At 66.3% G+C, this 18,257-nt stretch carries 13 protein-coding genes; 10 read left to right on the top strand and 3 right to left on the bottom strand.

Annotated features, from left to right (window positions below; translation table 11 throughout):
• Window positions 1–71: 71 nt before the first annotated feature.
• The 6 genes from HNQ08_RS09830 to HNQ08_RS09805 all read left to right on the top strand — a co-directional run bounded on the left by HNQ08_RS09830 (window position 72) and on the right by HNQ08_RS09805 (window position 10,334).
• Window positions 72–2,330 carry a methyl-accepting chemotaxis protein gene (locus HNQ08_RS09830; RefSeq protein ID WP_184130831.1) on the top strand — a complete coding sequence of 753 codons (2,259 nt, stop codon included), beginning with the start codon at window positions 72–74 and terminating at the stop codon, window positions 2,328–2,330.
• A 76-nt stretch (window positions 2,331–2,406) separates the two neighbouring features.
• Entirely contained in the window at window positions 2,407–4,668 is a 2,262-nt protein-coding gene (locus HNQ08_RS09825; protein WP_184130827.1) for a methyl-accepting chemotaxis protein, read from the top strand.
• A 31-nt stretch (window positions 4,669–4,699) separates the two neighbouring features.
• Window positions 4,700–7,615 (top strand): hybrid sensor histidine kinase/response regulator, encoded by a 2,916-nt coding sequence (locus tag HNQ08_RS09820; protein ID WP_184130824.1) that lies wholly within the window; start codon window positions 4,700–4,702, stop codon window positions 7,613–7,615.
• Window positions 7,612–8,358 carry a DUF4388 domain-containing protein gene (locus HNQ08_RS09815; protein ID WP_184130821.1) on the top strand — a complete coding sequence of 249 codons (747 nt, stop codon included), beginning with the start codon at window positions 7,612–7,614 and terminating at the stop codon, window positions 8,356–8,358. The genes HNQ08_RS09820 and HNQ08_RS09815 overlap by 4 nt, the downstream gene beginning before the upstream one ends.
• Before the next feature lie 76 nt (window positions 8,359–8,434).
• Window positions 8,435–9,163: a response regulator gene (locus tag HNQ08_RS09810; RefSeq protein WP_184130818.1), complete on the top strand. Its 729-nt coding sequence runs from the start codon at window positions 8,435–8,437 to the stop codon at window positions 9,161–9,163.
• Window positions 9,164–9,290: 127 nt separating this feature from the next.
• Complete coding sequence (locus HNQ08_RS09805) at window positions 9,291–10,334, top strand: SIS domain-containing protein (RefSeq protein ID WP_184130815.1); 1,044 nt, start codon at window positions 9,291–9,293, stop codon at window positions 10,332–10,334.
• 141 nt (window positions 10,335–10,475) lie between these two features.
• Here the strand turns inward: HNQ08_RS09805 and HNQ08_RS09800 are convergent, their stop codons facing one another.
• Genes HNQ08_RS09800 through HNQ08_RS09790 form a run of 3 tightly spaced genes read right to left on the bottom strand, consistent with a single transcriptional unit; the run spans window position 10,476 to window position 13,164 of the window.
• Complete coding sequence (locus HNQ08_RS09800) at window positions 10,476–11,471, bottom strand: serine hydrolase domain-containing protein (RefSeq protein ID WP_184130812.1); 996 nt, start codon at window positions 11,469–11,471, stop codon at window positions 10,476–10,478.
• Window positions 11,468–12,394 carry an N-acetylmuramic acid 6-phosphate etherase gene (gene murQ, locus HNQ08_RS09795; protein ID WP_184130809.1) on the bottom strand — a complete coding sequence of 309 codons (927 nt, stop codon included), beginning with the start codon at window positions 12,392–12,394 and terminating at the stop codon, window positions 11,468–11,470. The genes HNQ08_RS09800 and murQ overlap by 4 nt, the downstream gene beginning before the upstream one ends.
• A complete protein-coding gene (locus HNQ08_RS09790) occupies window positions 12,391–13,164 on the bottom strand; it encodes a GntR family transcriptional regulator (RefSeq protein WP_184130806.1) in 774 nt (257 codons plus the stop codon). The genes murQ and HNQ08_RS09790 overlap by 4 nt, the downstream gene beginning before the upstream one ends.
• Window positions 13,165–13,371: 207 nt before the next feature.
• Here HNQ08_RS09790 and HNQ08_RS09785 point away from each other — a divergent pair, with 207 nt between their 5' ends.
• From HNQ08_RS09785 to HNQ08_RS09770, 4 genes are all read left to right on the top strand, one after another.
• Complete coding sequence (locus HNQ08_RS09785) at window positions 13,372–15,132, top strand: ABC transporter substrate-binding protein (RefSeq protein ID WP_184130803.1); 1,761 nt, start codon at window positions 13,372–13,374, stop codon at window positions 15,130–15,132.
• Window positions 15,133–15,326: 194 nt separating this feature from the next.
• Window positions 15,327–16,298, top strand: coding sequence for an ABC transporter permease (locus HNQ08_RS09780; protein ID WP_184130800.1), 972 nt, complete (start codon window positions 15,327–15,329; stop codon window positions 16,296–16,298).
• A complete protein-coding gene (locus HNQ08_RS09775) occupies window positions 16,295–17,416 on the top strand; it encodes an ABC transporter permease (RefSeq protein ID WP_184130797.1) in 1,122 nt (373 codons plus the stop codon). Before HNQ08_RS09780 ends, HNQ08_RS09775 begins: the two co-directional genes overlap by 4 nt.
• Before the next feature lie 124 nt (window positions 17,417–17,540).
• Window positions 17,541–18,188 (top strand): class I SAM-dependent methyltransferase, encoded by a 648-nt coding sequence (locus HNQ08_RS09770; RefSeq protein WP_184130794.1) that lies wholly within the window; start codon window positions 17,541–17,543, stop codon window positions 18,186–18,188.
• Window positions 18,189–18,257 lie beyond the last annotated feature (69 nt).

Raw genomic sequence — 18,257 nt, 5'->3', positions numbered from 1 at the left:
GCCCGTGACGTGTCTGTTGCGCGTCGCCCACGCGAAAAGTCCAGCCCCATCCCCGCTCAAGGAGTTCTCTCATGTCGCAAAACGCCCGCCTGGACCCCAGCCTGATCACCAAGGGCCTCCGCAGTCCATCCAAACCGCAACGCGCCTCCAAGACTGCCCGCAGCACCCTGCTGGGCCAGATCGGCGTGGGTCAGAAACTGGCCCTCACGGCGGGTCTGTTCGCGCTGCCGATCACCGTGTTGCTGTACCTGACCGCCAGCGGCAGGCAGCAGGACATTAATTTCGTGCAGCGCGAGCTGAGCGGCACACAGCAGATCGAGGCCTACGGCAAGCTGCAGACCTCGGTGGCCGACTTTATCGGGGCCAAGATAGCCGGCGATCAGCTCAAGATGGCGGCGGCAGGCACGGCGGCCGACCAGGCGCTGGAGACCCTGCAGAGCGGCATGGCCGCGCGTGGCCTAGAGATCAGTTCAACCACATTTGAAGGTGTGATCCAGCAATGGAAGCTGCTGGAAGAAGCCGGGGCTGGACCGCAGGGTACCTTTGCGGTCTCGATGTTCAACACCTTCAACAGTGAATCCATGCTGCCTGGGCTGGAAACGCTGCTCACGGAATCGAACCTGCTCCTCGACCCCACGGCCTCGTCATATTTCGCGATTCAGGGTGCGCTGGTGCACTTGCCGGAAGTGCAGGCACGGCTGTTCACCCTTGCCCTGCTGGCCCAGTCCATCAACGAGATCCAGAACATGCCCGCGCTGTTCAACCTGTTGCTTCCCCAGTACCGTGACGAGGCGATCCGCGCTGGCGTGGCCCTGGACGCGGCATTCAGCGCTGTGGCCCGTGCCGAGGCACAGGACCCCAGCCTGAAGGAAAGCCTCGGCAAGGCGATGGCCGGCCTTGACGAGGTGCGCCAGACGCTGAGCAACGGGGCCGGGCGCGACAACATCACTCTCGCCTCAGAACGGCTGGACTCCAGCACCCTCCGGAGCGCGGCCCTCAAAATTTCAGCCGCCGTCGGCGTGGGCAACACCGAGGTCAAGCGGCTGCTGGCGGCGCGCTTGAGCGCAGAGCGTCGCGGCATGTTCGTGGAACTGCTGTCGGTGGCGCTGCTCACGGTGCTGGCCGGACTGCTGCTGCTGGCGGTGGCCCGCGCCATTACGCGCCCGCTGACCCGCCTGGCCCAGTCGGCCCGCGCGCTGGAACAGGGCGACCTGAGCGTGTCGGTGCCGGTCACGACCCGCGACGAGCTGGGCGTGGTGGGTCTGGCCTTCAACGCGGCGACGGCCAAACTGAGGGTCAACCAGGAACAGACCGAGGCCGAGCGTCAGGCTGCCCAGCACCTCCAGGCCAACGTCGGCGAGTTCCTGGACGTGACCATGCAGATTGCCGAAGGTGATCTGACGGCGCGCGGCCGGGTGAGTGAGGACGTGCTGGGGAACGTGGTCGACTCGATCAACTTGATGACCGAGGAACTGGCCGCCGTGTTGAGCGACGTGCAGCGCGCGTCTACGTCGGTGACGGGCAGCTCGAAGTCCATGCTGGAGTCCACCGAGCAGATCCGGCAGGGAACCCTGGTGACCACCCTGGAAACCGGACGCGTGACCCGGCAGGCGCAGGAGATGACGGCGGCCATCCGGCAGATGTCGGCCATTGCGCAAGCCTCCGCCGATTCGGCGCAGCGTGCCCTGAGCGCTTCCGAAACGGGGCAGCAGGCCGTGAGCAGCACCCTGAAAGGCATGGAAGCTATCCGTGAGTCCTCCCAGGACGTCGCCGAACGGGTGCAGTCGCTGACCCAGCGCTCGGAGCAGATCGGGGAAATCGTGGACTCGATCGGCCACATCGCGTCACAGGTCAACCTGCTGTCCTTGCACGCCTCTATCGAGGCGGCGGGCGCGGGCGAGGCCGGCAAACGGTTCGCCGTGGTGGCCGAAGAAATTCGTGAACTGGCGGATCTGTCTACCGACGCCACCGCGCGTATCGCGGACCTGATCGCCAAGGTCCAGGGCGACGTGCAGGGCGTGGCGCAGAACATGCGGGTCAACAGCGCGCAGGTTGAGCAGGGCTACGCCGTGGCCGGACAGGCCGGTGAGGCCCTGCGTGAGATTGCCGAACTGGCCGGAGTCACCGCACACTTCGCCAGCAACATCTCGGACGCCGCGCGTGAGCAGATGCGGGAAGTGCAAGGCATGAGCGGCGCGGTGACCCAAATCGCCGAAGTGGCCAAGGAATCGCAGCGATCTGCCGAAACGGGCCGCGAGGTGGCCGAGCAACTGCAGCAACTCGCCCAGCGCCTGAGCGGCAGCCTGGCGCGGTTCCGTCTGCCCGGCTGAGCCTACTTTCCAGTTCCGTCCCGAATCCTCCAGCACCGATCCGCCTTTCAACTCGTCCAGGCAAAGGAGCCACCCCATGTCCCAGAATGCCCGTCTCGATCCCTTCCTGAACACCGTCCAGTCAAAGCCGACGCGCCGCAAATCGGCTGCTGCCCCCCGCCCGAATTCCAGCAGCCTGCTGGGCCGCATCGGCGTGGGCCAGAAGCTGGCCCTCACCGCCGGCATCTTCGCTCTGCCCATTACGGCGCTGCTGTTCCTGGCGGTCAGCGGCCGGGAACAGGACATCAACTTCATTCAGCGGGAACAGGCGGGCACGAGCCAGATCGCCGAATATCAGCGTTTTCAGACGGGGCTGGCCAGCCTTGTCGACGCCCGGATCAAGGGTGACACTGCCGCTGCAGCGAGCGCGCAGAAGGCAGCCACGAAGGCGCTGGCGGCCCTGGCGCAGGGCACGGGCGCCGCGAAGCTGAACACGACTCAGGCCTCCGTGGCCGAGATGACCAAGCAGTGGAAGCAACTGCAGGCCAGCGATCTCGGGCCCGCTGGGCTGCTGCTGGCGTCCAACTACAAGCAGTTCTACGATGACCAGGTGCTCCCCAGCCTGAGCAACTTGCTTCAGGAGTCCAATCTGCGCCTCGACTCCACAGCCACCTCGTCATACGCCATTCAGGCAGCCCTGATCCGCTTGCCCGAGGTGCGCGCGCGGCTGGCCGCACTGACCGCACTGGCCACCTCGCTGGAACAGGTCAAGGATCAGCCCGATCTGGTGGACATCATCGCGCCCCAGTACCGCGACCTGGCCGTGCGCGCCGGAGTGGCCCTCGACGAGGCGTTCAGCTCGATCAAGCGCGCCGAGGCCCAGGACGAGAGCCTGACCCCCACGCTGGGCGCGGCCATCCGCAACCTGGAGCCGATGCGCCAGGCCATCGCCACCGCAGCCAACGCGGATCTGCTGCGTAACGTCGGGCAGCGCGCCAGCCTCAAGAGCCTGCAGAGCGCCACCGAACAGACTGCCGCTGCCATTACCCTAGGCAGCCAGGAAATCAACCGACTGCTGGGCGACCGGCTCGCGGCTCAGCGCAATGCCCAGCTGCTGGAGCTGCTGGGGGTGGCCCTGCTGACCGTGCTGGCCGCGCTGCTGCTGCTTGCGGTGAGCCGCGCCATCATCACGCCGCTGACCCAACTGGCACGCTCGGCGCGTTCGCTGGCGCAGGGGGAATTTGGCCAGACCGTCCAGGTCAATACCCAGGACGAGCTGGGGCTGGTGGCCGGGGCGTTCAACGAAGCGTCGGCGCAGCTGCAGAGCAACCAGGAAAAAACCGAGCTTGAACGCCTGGAGGCCTCGCGTCTGCAGAGCAACATCGGTGAATTCTTGGACGTGACCATGGACATCGCCGACGGTGACCTGACCCGGCGCGGCACGGTGACCGAGGACGTGCTGGGGAACGTGGTGGACTCGATCAACCTGATGACCGCCGAGCTGGCGGACGTGCTGGGAGGCGTGCAGCGCGCCTCCACATCGGTCACGGGCGGATCGCAGGCCCTGCTGGCGACCACCGAACAGATCGGTCAGGGTACGCAGCTCACCGCCGCCGAGGCCGCCCGTGTGGCCGCGCAGGTGCAGAGCGTCACGGCAGCCATCCGCGAGGTGGCGCAGCAGGCTCAGAACTCCGCCGAGACCGCGCGCGCAGCACTGCTGGCCTCGCAGCAGGGTCAGGAGGCCGTGACCGGCACGCTGGACGGCATGCAGAACATCCGCCGCGAGGTGCAGGGCGTCGCCAAGCGCATCAAGGGCCTGGGCGACCGCTCGCTGGAAATTCAGGAAATCGTCGACACCATCTCGCAGATCGCCCGGCAGACCAACCTGCTGGCACTGAACGCCAGCATCGAGGCGGCAGGCGCCGGGGAAGCCGGCGGACGCTTCAGCATCGTGGCAGACGAGGTGCGCAAGCTGGCCGACACCTCCGGACAAGCCACGGCGCGCATCGCCACGCTGATTAAGAACGTGCAGGCCGAGATTCAGGACGTGATCGTGAGCGTGGAAGACGGAACCCGCGAAGTGGAACAGGGCTACCGCGTGGCCGGAACCGCCGGGGAACGCCTGCGCGAGATCGGTTCGCTGACGCAGCAGTCCGCGCAGCTCGCCGAGACTATTGCCGCGTCGCAGCAGGCACAGGTGCAGGGCATTGAGGACATGGGCAGCGCGGTGGAGCAGATCGCGGCCGTGGCCCGTGAATCACAGGACTCGGTGAACCAGGGCCGCGCCGCTGCCGAACAGCTTCAGACGCTGGCCCAGAACCTCAACGCCAGCCTGACCCGCTTCCGGCTGCCGTCGTAAGGATTGCTGGAAGGTCAAGGGGGAGTTGAAGATGCCAGAGAACACTGCAGCCGGGAACGCGGCCATGAACACCAGTGAACAGCGCAACGAGAACAGCGATCTGCTGAGCGGTTTCTTGCAGGAGGCCGGAGAAGTGCTGGGCAGCATGCAGGCCGGGCTGACCGAACTGGGCCTGGCCACGGCGGGACCAGAGGACGGCGCACGGCTGGCCGGCCTGGGCATCCTGGCCCACCGGTTGCGGGGCAGTGCGGGCCTGTACGGCTTCTCGCAGCTGTCCAAGATGGCGGCCCTGCTGGAGCGGATGCTGGATTCCAGGCCGCTGCTGTCCGGCGAGGCCCGCGTGGCTTACCTGGACCTGCTGGGCCACTCTCACGCGACCCTGCACTCGGGGCTCGAGCGCATCCTGCGCGGCGAACGCGAGAGTGACCTGGGACTGGCCTTCGCACGGGGCGGCGGAGCGGCGGAGTTGCAGGCGCTGCTGCGCAGCCACCCGCAGGCCTTCAAGCCCCGGCCCCCTGAGGACCACCGCCGTCTGCCTGTCGAGGACGAGGCTGCCCCGGTGGACGGCGACGCGGACCAGCCATCCGAGTTGGAAGCTGAACTGCGTCAGTTCCACCGTGAAAACGCCGAGGTCTGGTCCTACTTCGCCCCGGAAGTGCGCGAACACCTGGGCAGCCTGCGCGCGCAGCTCGAAGGTGCGTCCGCTGACGGCGGCCCCGACCTGGACGTGATGTTCCGCGCCGCTCACACCGTCAAGGGCAGCTCGTACATGGTGGGCCTGCCAGGGCTGGGCGATTTCGCGCACGGCCTGGAAGACCTGCTCGGTGGTGTGCGCGACGGCGTTCTGCGCCTGGACGCCGGCACGCGTGATGTGCTGGAGGCGGCCCTGGGCGGCATGGACCACATCTTGGACGTGGCGGAAGGGAGCAGCGGCGGCGCAGGTGGCCTGGGCCAGCAGCTGGGCGTCCTCAGCGCCCGGATGGCGGCGCTGGCCGGAGGCCACGAGTTCGTCAGTCCTGCGGTTCCCGTTCCCGTCCCGGCCACCCCCATACCCGCGCCACAGGTCACGCCGGTGACCACCCAGGAAGCGGCCTCGATTCGCGTCCCGGCCCGGCAGATCGAATCGCTGCTGGAGCAGATGGGTGAGCTGGTGACGGTGCGCTCGAGACAGGGACAGACGCTGGCGCGTCTCGACGACCTGCAGAGCGCCATGCAGGACTCGCAGGCCCGCTTCCAGCGAACCGTGCGCGATTTCGAGGAACGTCACCTGAACCCCGACATGGTGCGCGCCGCGCCGGACCGCGCTTCCCCCACGGGCGAGAGCGGCATGGACGGGGCCAACCTGACCCAGCAGTTTGACGAGCTGGAATTCGACACCTACAACGACCTGAACATCCTGGCCCGCTCGATTACCGAGCTGAGCGCCGACTTCGCCGAGGTCCGCCGCCGCCTGTCGGACAACGTGACCGGCCTGCAGGGCGATAACGAACTGCTGGGCAAGCTCCTGCGCCGCCTGCGACTGGACCTGACCCAGACCAGCCGGGTGCCCTTCTCACAGGCCGCCTTCCGGCTGCGGCGCTGGGCACGCGATCACGAGGACCGCTTCGAATTCATCGGCGAGGGCGAGGACGTGCGCGTGGACAGCGCGGTGCTGCAACGCCTGATCGATCCCCTGATGCATCTGATGACCAATGCCCTGCACCACGGCATCGGCAGCACCTCAGACCGTGTCGCCGCCGGCAAATCGGCACGCGGCCGGGTCTGGCTGCGCGCCGCCGAGCGTCAGAACTTCCTGGAAGTCAGCGTGGAGGACGACGGTGGCGGGCTGGACCTGGAGACCATCGGCAACCGCGCGCTGGAAAAGGGCCTGCGCTCGGTGCAGGAGTTGGACCGGATGTCGGATGAGGACCGGGCGCGGCTGATTCTGCTGCCGGGGCTCTCCACCGCCGCCGCCGTCAGCACGGTGGCCGGGCGTGGCGTGGGGATGGACGTGGTGGCCACCGTTGCCCGTCAGCTGGGCGGGGAACTGCTGATTCACACCCGCCGCGGCGTGGGCACCACCTTCACGCTGCGCCTGCCTGTGACCCGCCGGGTGATCGACGTACTGCCGGTACAGGTAGCCGGGTACGAGCTAGGCTTCGCGGTGGGCACGGTGCGGGCGCTGCGTGAAGTGCGGGCTGGCGAAATCCTGCACGGTGAAGCCGGCCCGGAACTGACCTTCGAGGGGCGCCAGGTGCCGATCATCGATCTGCGTGACATCTGGGGCCAGCCGCAAGGCGGCGAGCAGGATTCGACGTTCCGGCTGGTGGTGCTTGCCATGCCCACTGGGGAACTGGCCGCCCGCGTCGACGACTTCGGGCAGATCGAGGAGGTCAGCGTGACGCCGCTGGGCGGGCTGCTCAGCGGGCTGGAATACCTGTCCGGCACGGCACTGTCGGCTGCGGGCAATGCCTTCCCGCTGCTCGATCCTTCAGGCCTGGCCCGCCTGGCCCGTCGCCCGCAGGAGTACCTGAAGCCGGTCAACGCGTCGGGCGCAGCAGCGCGCCGCACCCGCATCCTGCTGGTGGACGACTCGCTGAGCGTGCGCCGTCTGGTGGGCCGGATGCTGGAGAGCGGCGGCTACACGGTGGTCACAGCCAACGACGGTCAGGAAGCACTGGACCTGCTGCAGCTCGACGCCGACTTCGGCGCGGTGGTCAGTGACCTGGAAATGCCCCGCCTGAACGGTTACGAGCTGTTGTCCGCCGTGCGCGCCCGGCCCTCCACGGCCCGGATCCCGTTGATGATCATGACCACCCGCGCCGGAGAAAAGCACCAGCGGCTGGCGCTGCAGCTGGGCGCAAACGACTACTTCACCAAGCCGGTCAACGAGGCCCTGCTACTGCGCCGGATCGGCAGTGTGCTGGCCCAGGCTGCGGACATGGTGTCTGCCGGGGCGGGCGCATGACCGCCTTCCAGACAGGCCTGTCGGTCCTGACCGTTCTCAACGACCCTTCGCGCGCCGCGATGTACAGCCACCTGGCCGAGCTCGCCGGGGTAACGGTGATTCAGGCCGACGGCGCGCTGCATGCCCTGACCCAGCTGGAGCGCACCCAGGTGAACGCGATCATCTGTGACGCGCAGATGACCGACATGAGCGGCGCAGAGTTCCGGAGCATTCTGGAGGATGATGCCCAGACCGGGGCGGTCCCCATCTACCTGATTGGCGACGATGAACAGGACGCCCCAGGGCAGCCCACCAACTCCGCCGGGCCGCAGGTCCTGGCTGAAGCGCTCGAGGCGCTGGGCGTGGACGACTCGGCCTATCCGTTGCCGCTGCGGACCACCGCCCGGCCCCAGCTCTCAGGACAGCTCGAACCGTTCAGCCTGAGCGAGTTCCTGAACTGGGCCGCCGAACTGTCCTGCAGCGGCCACTGGCTGATCACAGTCAGCTCGGCCGGTCGCCTGCCCCGTGGCGGACACCTGACCATGAGTGCGGGCCGCTTGACCTACGCCGAGTTCGCGGGCCGCGCGGGCCGTGGCGCAGTGCTGGAACTGCTGCGCCATAGCGAGCAGGGAGGTGGCCAGTTCCGCTTCTACGACTGCTCCAGCCTGCCGCCGGGCTGCCAGCCTGATTTGTCGGCCCCGACCAACCGGCTGCTGATGGAACTCGCTGTCGACCTCGACGAAACCTCTGCCCATCTGCACTGATCTCGAGCAGCTGTTCACCATCTTTGACTCGCCCTGACCCTCTCACTTCCCGTTTCAGACCTCCAAAGGAAACCCCATGCCCCAGATCTTTATCGTCGACGACAGCATCAGTGTCCGCAAGGCACTGGAGATCACCTTCAAACGCCATTCGCTGGATTCGTTCAGCGCCATCAGTGCCGAGCAGGCCCTGGAAACCCTGGCGGAAGGGCCCCATTTCGACCTGATGATGGCCGATGTGATCATGCCCGGCATGAGCGGCCTGGAGCTGTGTTCCGAACTGCGGCGCGATGGCCGCTTCGATCACCTGCCCATCGTGCTGATGAGCGGCAACGTCGACGAGGACATCAAGCGGCAGGCCCGTGAGGCCGGCGCAAACGGTGTGCTGCGTAAGCCCTTCAGCCCCGACGAACTGATCCCGATGGTGGAGGAACTGCTGCGCGCCGCAGAGACCGCCGCAGTAGAGATCCCCCAGCCCGAGCCCGCAGCGGTGAGTGCCCCCAGCCAGCTCGAGCGTCTGGTGGCCGAGTACCGCCGCCGGGGCGACGTCGAGGACCTGATCGTTCTGGATGGGCAGGGACAGGTCGTGCTGCCCTCTGGCGAGTCGGGTACGCCCGGCGCGGCGGACCGCCTGCCGATGTACGCCCGGCACTTCGTCGCCACCGCCAATGTGATCGGTCAGCACCTGCTGGGCGATGAGCTGCAGGCCGTGACCCTGCGTTACGCGGGACGCGAAGCGATCTTCCATCCTCAGGACGGATTTCTGGTCATCGCCCTGACCCGCGCGGACCTCAAAACCCTGAACTGATAGTCTGGCCGCCCTCCCTCCCCGACCGCCCGGCACACCGGAGCAGTCGGGGAGAATTTTGCCTGTATGCTGCTCGCTGGCGTAGCCGTCGGACGATCAGGGGCAGAAAATTGACTACAGTAGCCCCATGACGCCCAGTTCCCTTCAGGCCGATCCTCTGATGCTCCAAGAAGCCCGCCAGACGCCGGGGGTGATCGCCCGGCAGCTCTCGGAGAACGCGCAGGCCGCTGGCGCGTTGGCAGAGGTGCTGCGGGAACGCCGCCCATCCTACGCTGTCACCATCGCGCGGGGCAGCAGCGACCACGCCTGCACGGTGCTCAAATACGCGCTGGAAACCGAGCTGTCGCTGCCCGTGGCCTCGCTGGGGCCCAGTGTCCACACGCTGTACGGCACGCGGCTGGATCTGCGCGGCGCGCTGGTGATCGCTGTGTCACAGAGTGGAGCCAGCCCGGACGTGGTGGAAAATGTCCGCATGGCGCGGGAAAGCGGCGCGCTGACGGTGGCGCTGGTCAACGTGGAAGACAGCGAACTGGCGCAGACGGCCGAGTTCGTGCTGCCGCTGCGCTGCGGCGAGGAGCGGGCGGTGGCGGCCACCAAGAGTTATCTGGCCAGCCTGACGGCCTTTCTGCCAGTGATTGCAGACCTGGGTCCGGACGGCAGGCTCAGGGAAGCCCTGGTCCGCCTTCCCGACGTCTTGCAGCGTACGCTGGAGCTGGAGGACGCGGCCAACGCCCTGGCGGCACGCTACAGTTTTGCCCAGAACCTGCTGATCCTGGCGCGCGGCCTGCACTACGGCGTGGCCCAGGAGGCAGCCTTGAAACTCAAGGAGACGTCGGGGATTCACGCCGAGGCGTACAGCGCCGCCGAATTCAGCCACGGTCCCAAGCGCCTATTGGCCGAGGGCCTACCGCTGCTGGGTTTCGCCTCCGACGATGCGGCGTGGCCCGCCACCCGCGAGGCCTACGCCGATCTACGCGAGGGCGGAGCGGACCTGCGGACGCTGGGTCCGGTCGCAGGCAGCACCCTGCAGACGCCTGGAACCGGACACGGCCTGACCGACACCGTACCGAGCGCCCTGGCCTTTTACCTCTTCGCCGCGCATCTGGCGTTGGGCCGGGGCCTGGACCCCGATGCGCCCCCATTGCTCAGCAAGGTGACGAAGACGCGCTGAGCTGCTGTAGAGATCCTCTTTGTTCCGTGTGCAAATCGGGTCAGCTCCGATTTGCACATTTCAGGTCCAGATTTCAATATTTCCCTTCTCGCCCTGCTCGGGTTCCCAGGTATTTCCGACGCCTTCGGATCGGAAGCCCGATCACCCCGTCAGCAGCGTGTTCCCCACCGCCCGACGCAACCCCTGAATATCGAAAGGGCTGTGACGGGTGGGATGGACGCGATTGGTCAGCAGGGCCCAGGCCAGACCACGCGCCGGATCGACCCACAGTCCGGTTCCGGTAAAACCGGTGTGTCCAAAGGCTGCGGGGCTGCACAGGCTTCCGCCGCTCCAGCCGGGCTGGGCCGCCACAAAGGCCAGCGTACGCCCTGGCGTCTGTATGCGCGTCGCCTCGGCCAGACCCGCAGTGGACAACCAGCCGCCGCGCAGCAGCAGTTCAGCCTGATTCAAAACGCCTCTCAGGGTGCCAAATAGCCCGGCGTGGCCGGCCACGCCGCCCTGGGCCGCCGCATTCTCATCGTGGGTCTCCCCGCGCAGCATTCGCTCCCTCCAGGCACAGCGCTCGGTGGCGACACTGCGCGCCGGGTCCGGGGTGAAGGTCAGGCCGTTATCCAGGGGAAAGTCACGCAGTGGTTGGCCGTATACCCGCTCCAGCACACGCCCCAGCAGAACGTAACCCAGGTCGGAATAGACCACCTCGCCTGCCTCCTGCATGGCCCACGGCTCCTGCATGAAACGGGCGCGGATGGTGTCGGCGCTGCCCCAGGTATACAGCGGCACCCAGGCCGGCAACCCTGCTGTGTGCGTCAGCAGCTGCCGCAGAGTGCGGGTTTTCAGCGGTGTGTCCTGCATCCAGCCCAGCTCGGGCAGACGTGCCGCCACCGGATCGTCCAGATCGAGCCGCCCCTGTTCGGCGGCGCGGATGACATGGCGGGCCGTGAACAGCGGCTTGGTCAGGCTGGCGAGATCGAAGTAGGCATTCTCTTCCAGTGCAATTTGTTCCGGCTGAAGCTGCGCGTGGCCGAGAATCAGGGTGGTTCTTTCTCCCGTCGCCGTGATCACGCCCAGCGCGGCGCCGGGCAGGCCGCCCGACGCCACCGCCGTTTCCAGAATCTGGCGGGTGCGTTCCGGAATCATCCTTCCTCCAGTGCGGCGCGGGCGTGTCCGTTCTGCGCCTCCAGACGGGCGGCCGCCTCGTCGGCGCTGACGCCCAGCAGCAGTTTCACGATGGCAATCTTGACGCTCCCGGCACTTTCGATGAGCGCGTCACGCGCGGCGGTCTCGTCCGCTCCGGTGGCGTGGCGGACCAGCCGGACGGCACGTCCCTCCAGCTTCGCGTTGGTGGCGCGCACGTCCACCATCAGGTTGCCGTAGACCTTGCCCAGGCGCACCATCACGGCACTCGACAGGGTGTTCAGCGCGATTTTCTGCGCGGTGCCGGCCTTCAGTCGGGTGCTGCCGCTGATCACCTCCGGCCCTGTGTCGAGCAGCACCGGACAGTCCACCGCCGACAGCAGCGGCGTGCCGGGATTATTTGAGAGGCCCACCGTCAAGGCCCCGGCCCGCCGCGCCGCCTGCACCGCTCCCAGCACGTAGGGGGTGGTGCCGCTGGCCGCAACGGCGATCAGCACGTCGTCTGGCCCCACTGCTGCTGTGGCCACGTCGGCCACGCCTGCCTCTGGGTCATCCTCCGCACCCTCGACGGCCTCGCGGATGGCCTTCTCCCCTCCGGCGATCAACGGGACAGCCCGCGACACTGGCCAGGAGAAGGTCGGCGTCAGTTCGGTGGCGTCCAGCACACCCAGGCGGCCGCTGGTCCCTGCACCCACGTACACCAGGCGACCGCCGCGTTCCAGGCGGGGCAACGCCGCTGCAACGGCCCGGGCGATGGCCGGAGCTGCCGCGCGCACGGCCTCCACAGCGCCAGTCTGGTCGTCGGCCAGCGCCCACACCAGCTCGGGAATCTCCAGGCGATCCAGATCGGGATGGTCCGGGTGAACGCCCTCGGTGCGCCGGGGATCGGGGGGCAGGGCGGCCTGGGGACGTGGGTCAGAGATCATGCGCCGTCACCATGCAATTCCATCACGAAGTCGTAGCGGTCTCCCCGGTAGTGGGCGTGCGCGTATTCCACCGGGCGCCCGCCCCCGGTCCACGACACCCGCTCGGTGGCGAGCAGCGCCGCGCCGGGGGCGATGCCCAGCAGTTCGGCCAGGGTCAGATCAGCATTGACCGCCCGCAGGTGCCGGATCGCCCGCACCGGATTGAGGCCCCGCGTGGCCAGGAGCGCGTACAGGCTGGCGTCGCTCACGTCCTCCTCCTGCAGGTCCCCCACCAGCGCGGCGGGCAGCGTACTTTCCTCCACGGCCAGCGGTGCGCCGTTCGAGGTGCGCAGCCGGCGCACGCGGTAGACCTTTTCCCCCGGCGACAGCGCCAAACTCATCGCCTCCTGCGGGCTGGGGCGGACGTGCTCAAAACGTAGGACCCGCGCCCCCGGCGTCTGTCCGCGCGAACGCACGTCGTCCGAAAACGAGCTGAGCAGCCCCAGCGTGCGGCTGGGCCGCTCCTCCGGAGTGGGCGGGGTGACGAAGGTGCCGCTGCCGTGTTTGCGGGTCAGCAGGCCCTGCTGCGCCAGCAGCGCCAGCGCCTGGCGCACCGTAACGCGCGAGACCTGAAGCTGCGAGGCCAGTTCCCGCTCGGCAGGTAGCGCACTGCCCCGCCGCAGATCGCCGCTGTGAATGCGTTGCTCCAATCCCTGCGCGACTTGCATGTACACGGGCAGGGCGCTGGCCGCGTCCAGCGGGATGGCCCAGGGTGGTGAGGAGACGGACATGTCCAAAGAACATACCACTCCAGAACCTCCTGACAAGGGGCTTGCCATTGGACCCAAAGTGGTACTAAGCTAACCGGTGAGAATCACAGTTCACGTTCGAGCTTTGGCCCACATCCGGGCCGAGACCACAACCGTAGAATTCAGGACCGCCCCACAACTCACTTTCCCGCCCCGACTGGGGCATCCGCCCCTACCTGGAGGTCTCCGATGTTCAACTATTCCCGTTCTACACTAGCCCTGATTTCCCTCGCCCTGATCGGCGGCGCGCTGGCCGCACCCAAGAAAGTGGACGGCTACAATTCGCTGGGCGTCGTCAAGGGCAAGGCGGGTGGCAACATGACCCTGGCGCTGGGTGACAGCCCGCAAAGCCTCTTCTATTACGGCGTGATCGACAACAACCTGGGCCTGATCTCGCAGCAACTGTTCGATGGTCTGGTGGAGTTTAATTTTTCCACCTATAAGATCGAGCCCGCGCTGGCCGAGAGCTGGACGATCAGCCCCGACGGCAAAACCTACACCTTCAAGCTGCGGCAGGGCGTCAAGTGGAGCGACGGTCAGGCCTTCAATGCCGACGACGTGATCTTCTCGTACAAGAACATCATCATGAACCCGGAGGCCCGCGCAGGCGACGCCGGGAACTTCAAACTGGACGGCAAGGACATCACCATCAAGAAGGTGGACGCCAACACCGTGCAGTTCAACCTGCCGCGCGCCGCGCCCGCCTTCCTGTTGCAGCAGCGCTATTTCATCATGCCGCAGCACAAGCTGGCGAAGTTCTCGCAGGACGGTGGGGCCAAGGCCGCTGACATCAACAATGCGTGGCCCACCAACGTTGCGCCCTCAGAAGTCGTCGGGACCGGTCCCTTCAAGCTCGCGAGCTACACGGCAGGCCAGAAGGTCAGCCTGGTCAAGAACCCCAACTACTGGAAGGTGGACGCCAGTGGCACCCAGCTGCCTTACCTCAACTCGCTGGATTTCCTGATCATCCGCGATCCGCAGGCACAGGTGGCGCAGTTCCTGGCGGGCAACCTGGATCAGCTGAACATCAGCGGCGCGCAGTTCCCGGACCTGAAGTCCAAGGAAGTCGCGGGCGCGCCCTTCAAGGTGGTTCGCAGCACTGCGCTGTTCGGCAGCCCGCCCTTCCTGGCCTACAATTTCGATGCCAAGGACGCCGGGCTGTCCAAGTTGTTCGGCGACGCCCGTTTCCGCCGTGCGATGCAGAATGCCGTCGACCGTGACCGCATCATCGACACCGTCTACAACGGCCTTGCCAGCCTGCCTGGCCACGGCGTCGCGCCGGTCAATACCCAGTGGTACACCAACACCAAGGCGCAACTCGGTAAATTTGACCTCGCCGCAGCGGGCAAGGCGCTGGATGCGCTGGGCGTCAAGGACACCAACGGCGACGGCATCCGCAATGTTCCCGGCGGCAAGAATCTGGAATTCGATCTGACCTACGGCACCGACAGCTCGGTGTACCCGGCGATCGCCACCATCCTGCAAAGCGACTTCAAAAAGCTGGGCGTGCAGGTCAACCTCAAGGGCGTGCTGAGCAGCAAGCTGCTGTCCACCGGCCTGGCGGGCGATTACGAGGCGATTCTGGCGGCTTTCGGTGATCAACCCGATCCCGAACTGCGCAAGCCCATCTGGCAGCCGGGCGGCGCGCTGTACTACTGGCACCGCAGCACCCAGCCGGCCACCGACGGCGGCACCCCCAATCTGGCGAAGATGGCCCCGTGGGAAAAGGAGATCTACAACATCTTCAACTCCGCCGCCACCACCACCAGCGCCAGCCAGCGCAAGGCGCTCTACACCCGCTGGCAGCTGCTGTTTGCCCAGAACCTGCCGGTCACTCCGATCGCCAAGCCCGAGAACATCGGCGCGATCAGCAACAAGTACGGCAACTACATCTACAACCTGGGCGTCATTCCGGGCTACAACCCCGTCCCGCTGATCTACCAGAAGTAAGGCGAGCAAGTTGCGGGAGGCAGGACGCGGGGCGCGGTCAGGTGCCCCTGCCTTCTGGCTCCCGCTCCTCTTGCGCGTGACCGACCCCATTCGCGTCAACAAAGCGAGGCAGAGCAAACTATGCAGGCTCTCAAACCATCACCGAAGGCCGGATCTCCCGTGCCCCGCGTAGCGCGCCGCGCACCCTCTAGGCCATGCTGAGTTACGCCCTGCGCCGCATTCTGGGCATGATTCCTACCCTGCTGCTGATCAGCGTGGTGTGCTTCATCGTCATTCAGCTGCAGCCCGGCAGCTTTCTGGACCAGTACCTGGAAGACCCGCGTGTCACCAAAGAGACCGTTGCCACCATCACCAGACAGCTGGGGCTGGATCAGCCGCTATGGGTGCAGTACCTGACCTGGATCAAGGGCATCGTCACCGAGGGCAATTTCGGCTACTCCTTTGCCAACGGGCGTCCGGTGGCCGAGCTGATCTGGGAAAGATTGGGCTGGACAGTGTTTCTTGCCGTATTGACCCTGATGGTCTCGTGGCTGATTGCCATTCCTCTGGGCATCTACACGGCACTCAACCGCTACGGTATTGGTGCGACGATCACTAATTTTCTGGGCTACATCAGCCTCGCCGTGCCTGATTTCCTGGTGGCGCTGCTCCTGATCGCCCTGGTGTTGAGCGCGGGCGGTACCAATGTGGGCGGGTTGTTCAGCCCGCAGTACATCGGTGAGCCGTGGAGCTGGGCCAAGGTTCTGGATCTTCTGAACCACCTCTGGATTCCCATGATCGCCATCGGTCTGGAGGGCGTCGCAGGCCTGATGCGGCAGATGCGCGCCTCCATGTTGGACGTAATCAACCAGGATTATGTGCGGACGGCGCGGGCCAAGGGGCTGGCCGGACGCGCGGTGCTGTGGCGGCACGCGGTCAGAAACGCAGTCAATCCCCTGATCAGCCTGGCTGGTCTGAGCCTGCCCACGCTGATCAGCGGCACCATCATCGCGTCCATCGTGCTGAACCTGCCCACCATCGGGCCGTACCTGTACGACAGCTTGCTGAACAAGGACCAGTACGTCGCCATGACGTTGCTTCTTTTCAGCGCCCTGTTGCTGCTGATCGGCAACCTGCTCTCGGATCTGGCACTGGCCTGGGCCGATCCGCGGATCCGGTTCGAATGACGGCCGTTCCTGCCACCACTGTGGTGAAGGGGCCGGAGCGGCAGACCCCGCTGGCGCTGGCGCTGCGGCGCTTCCGGCGCAACCGGGTGGGTGTGTGGAGCGCGTGGATTCTGGCCGCGCTGTACCTGATTGCGCTTCTGGCCGGGTTCCTGGCGCCGTACTCGATCACCGCTCAGCACGCCGACTTTCCCTTTCAGCGTCCGCAGGCCGTCCACATCGTTCATGACGGCCAGTTGATGAGGCCCTTCGTCTACGGCGTCAAGAAGACCCGTGATCCGGTGACCTTCCGCTCCACCTTCGCGCCGGACACCTCGACTCCCAAGCCGATCCTCTTTTTCGTGCGCGGCGACAACCCGCTGGAATCCCGCTACAACCTCCTGGGCGTCTTTCAGAGTCAGTGGCATCTGTTCGGTGTGAAGGACGGCTTTTATTTTCCACTTGGAACCGACAAGTTTGGGCGGGACCTGTTCTCACGGATGCTCGTTGGTTCGCAGGTCAGCCTGACGGTGGGCCTGATCGGTATTCTGATCAGCTTTACCATCGGTATCGTGCTGGGCGGGGTCAGTGGGTATTTCGGCGGTTGGGTCGATAACCTGATCCAGCGGGTGATCGAGGTGCTGCTGTCGTTCCCACGTCTGCCGATTCTGCTGGCGCTGTCCACCATCATTCCCGCAAGCTGGCCGAGTACCTGGGTGTACCTGGGCATCATCGCCGTGCTGGCTCTGATCGGCTGGGCAGGGCTGGCGCGAGTGGTGCGAGGACAGGTCATCAGTGCGCGCAATGTGGATTACGTGCAGGCGGCGCGGGCCATTGGCGGCAGTGACCTGCGGGTGATCCTGCGCCACATCATGCCCAACCTGAGTTCGTTCCTGATCGTGACCGCCACGCTGGCGCTGCCCGGCTACATCCTGGGCGAGAGCGCGCTGAGTTTCCTGGGCCTAGGCATCAAGGAACCGATGACCAGCTGGGGCCTGCTGCTCAAAGACGCGCAGAACTTCGAGACCCTCAACCTGTACCCCTGGCTGCTGCTGCCCGGCCTGATGATCGTGCTGTCGGTGCTGGCGTTTAATTTCATGGGAGACGCGCTGCGTGACGCGGCGGATACCCAGAGCCGCTGAATAGGGTTGACCGTCCGTGAATAGTGCGCTATCTTTTGCCCATCACCGCCTGAAAGGGCGGTTTTTTCGTCTCCGGCCCAGCGTTCCGCACCGTCGGTGTTCTCTCATCTCAGGAGGCGATTCGATGCTGCACTTTGCTGACGCTCGGAAGCTGGCCCGCAAAGCATGCCGCTGGGCCGCATACGGTCTGGCCGGTCTCGTCCTGACCCAGTTCGCATTGCGCCTGTGGATCAGAAACCGGCCGCGCCCCATTCCATACGGCTGGGGGTGGCTGCTGGAAAACCCATGGCGGCGGCGCTACCGCGATCCCCAGCAACTGGCCGAGGCCTGTGGCCTGCTCCCGGATGATCAGGTGCTGGAAGGGGGTTGTGGCTCTGGTCTGTTCACCGAAGCGCTTGCCGAACGCTGCGCCTATCTGACCGCGCTGGATATTGACGCCCGTTACCTGGCCCAGACAGCGGCCAGAACGGCGACTCTCAGTAATCTAAGCCTGCTGCGCGCCGATCTGGCGGCCCTTCCCTGTGAGGCTGAGAGCCTGGACGCCGTGGTGCTGATCTCGGTGTTGACTGAAACCCCGGCGCCTGTGGCAGCCCTGCGCGAATGCCTGCGGGTGCTCCGGGCTGGAGGACGGATCATCGTCGGTGAGGAGTTTTTCGCGCCGGAGTACGTGGGCCCCCGGAACATGGACGGCTGGGCACAGGCCGCAGGGCTCAGACGCGTCGGCGCGCAGGGGAATGGCTGGGCATACTTGCACACTTACGTGGCACGCTGAGCCAGTCTGGCTCAGAACAGTCATTCCTGTTTATCCTCTGCTCGTATTGGGGTGTCGACGGGGGACTCG

It is taken from the genome of Deinococcus humi (assembly GCF_014201875.1).
GTDB lineage: Bacteria > Deinococcota > Deinococci > Deinococcales > Deinococcaceae > Deinococcus > Deinococcus humi.
The sequence above is the reverse complement of the archived record's forward strand: the minus strand, read 5'-3'. Positions and strand labels throughout refer to the sequence as shown.

Excerpts from the sequence above, each read along its gene's own strand:
- HNQ08_RS09800 (WP_184130812.1), bottom strand. The coding sequence starts at position 11,471 with ATGATTCCGGAACGCACCCGCCAGATTCTGGAAACGGCGGTGGCGTCG.
- HNQ08_RS09805 (WP_184130815.1), top strand. The coding sequence starts at position 9,291 with ATGACGCCCAGTTCCCTTCAGGCCGATCCTCTGATGCTCCAAGAAGCC.
- murQ (WP_184130809.1), bottom strand. The coding sequence starts at position 12,394 with ATGATCTCTGACCCACGTCCCCAGGCCGCCCTGCCCCCCGATCCCCGG.
- HNQ08_RS09830 (WP_184130831.1), top strand. The coding sequence starts at position 72 with ATGTCGCAAAACGCCCGCCTGGACCCCAGCCTGATCACCAAGGGCCTC.
- HNQ08_RS09820 (WP_184130824.1), top strand. The coding sequence starts at position 4,700 with ATGCCAGAGAACACTGCAGCCGGGAACGCGGCCATGAACACCAGTGAA.
- HNQ08_RS09785 (WP_184130803.1), top strand. The coding sequence starts at position 13,372 with ATGTTCAACTATTCCCGTTCTACACTAGCCCTGATTTCCCTCGCCCTG.
- HNQ08_RS09825 (WP_184130827.1), top strand. The coding sequence starts at position 2,407 with ATGTCCCAGAATGCCCGTCTCGATCCCTTCCTGAACACCGTCCAGTCA.
- HNQ08_RS09810 (WP_184130818.1), top strand. The coding sequence starts at position 8,435 with ATGCCCCAGATCTTTATCGTCGACGACAGCATCAGTGTCCGCAAGGCA.
- HNQ08_RS09790 (WP_184130806.1), bottom strand. The coding sequence starts at position 13,164 with ATGTCCGTCTCCTCACCACCCTGGGCCATCCCGCTGGACGCGGCCAGC.
- HNQ08_RS09770 (WP_184130794.1), top strand. The coding sequence starts at position 17,541 with ATGCTGCACTTTGCTGACGCTCGGAAGCTGGCCCGCAAAGCATGCCGC.
- HNQ08_RS09775 (WP_184130797.1), top strand. The coding sequence starts at position 16,295 with ATGACGGCCGTTCCTGCCACCACTGTGGTGAAGGGGCCGGAGCGGCAG.
- HNQ08_RS09780 (WP_184130800.1), top strand. The coding sequence starts at position 15,327 with ATGCTGAGTTACGCCCTGCGCCGCATTCTGGGCATGATTCCTACCCTG.
- HNQ08_RS09815 (WP_184130821.1), top strand. The coding sequence starts at position 7,612 with ATGACCGCCTTCCAGACAGGCCTGTCGGTCCTGACCGTTCTCAACGAC.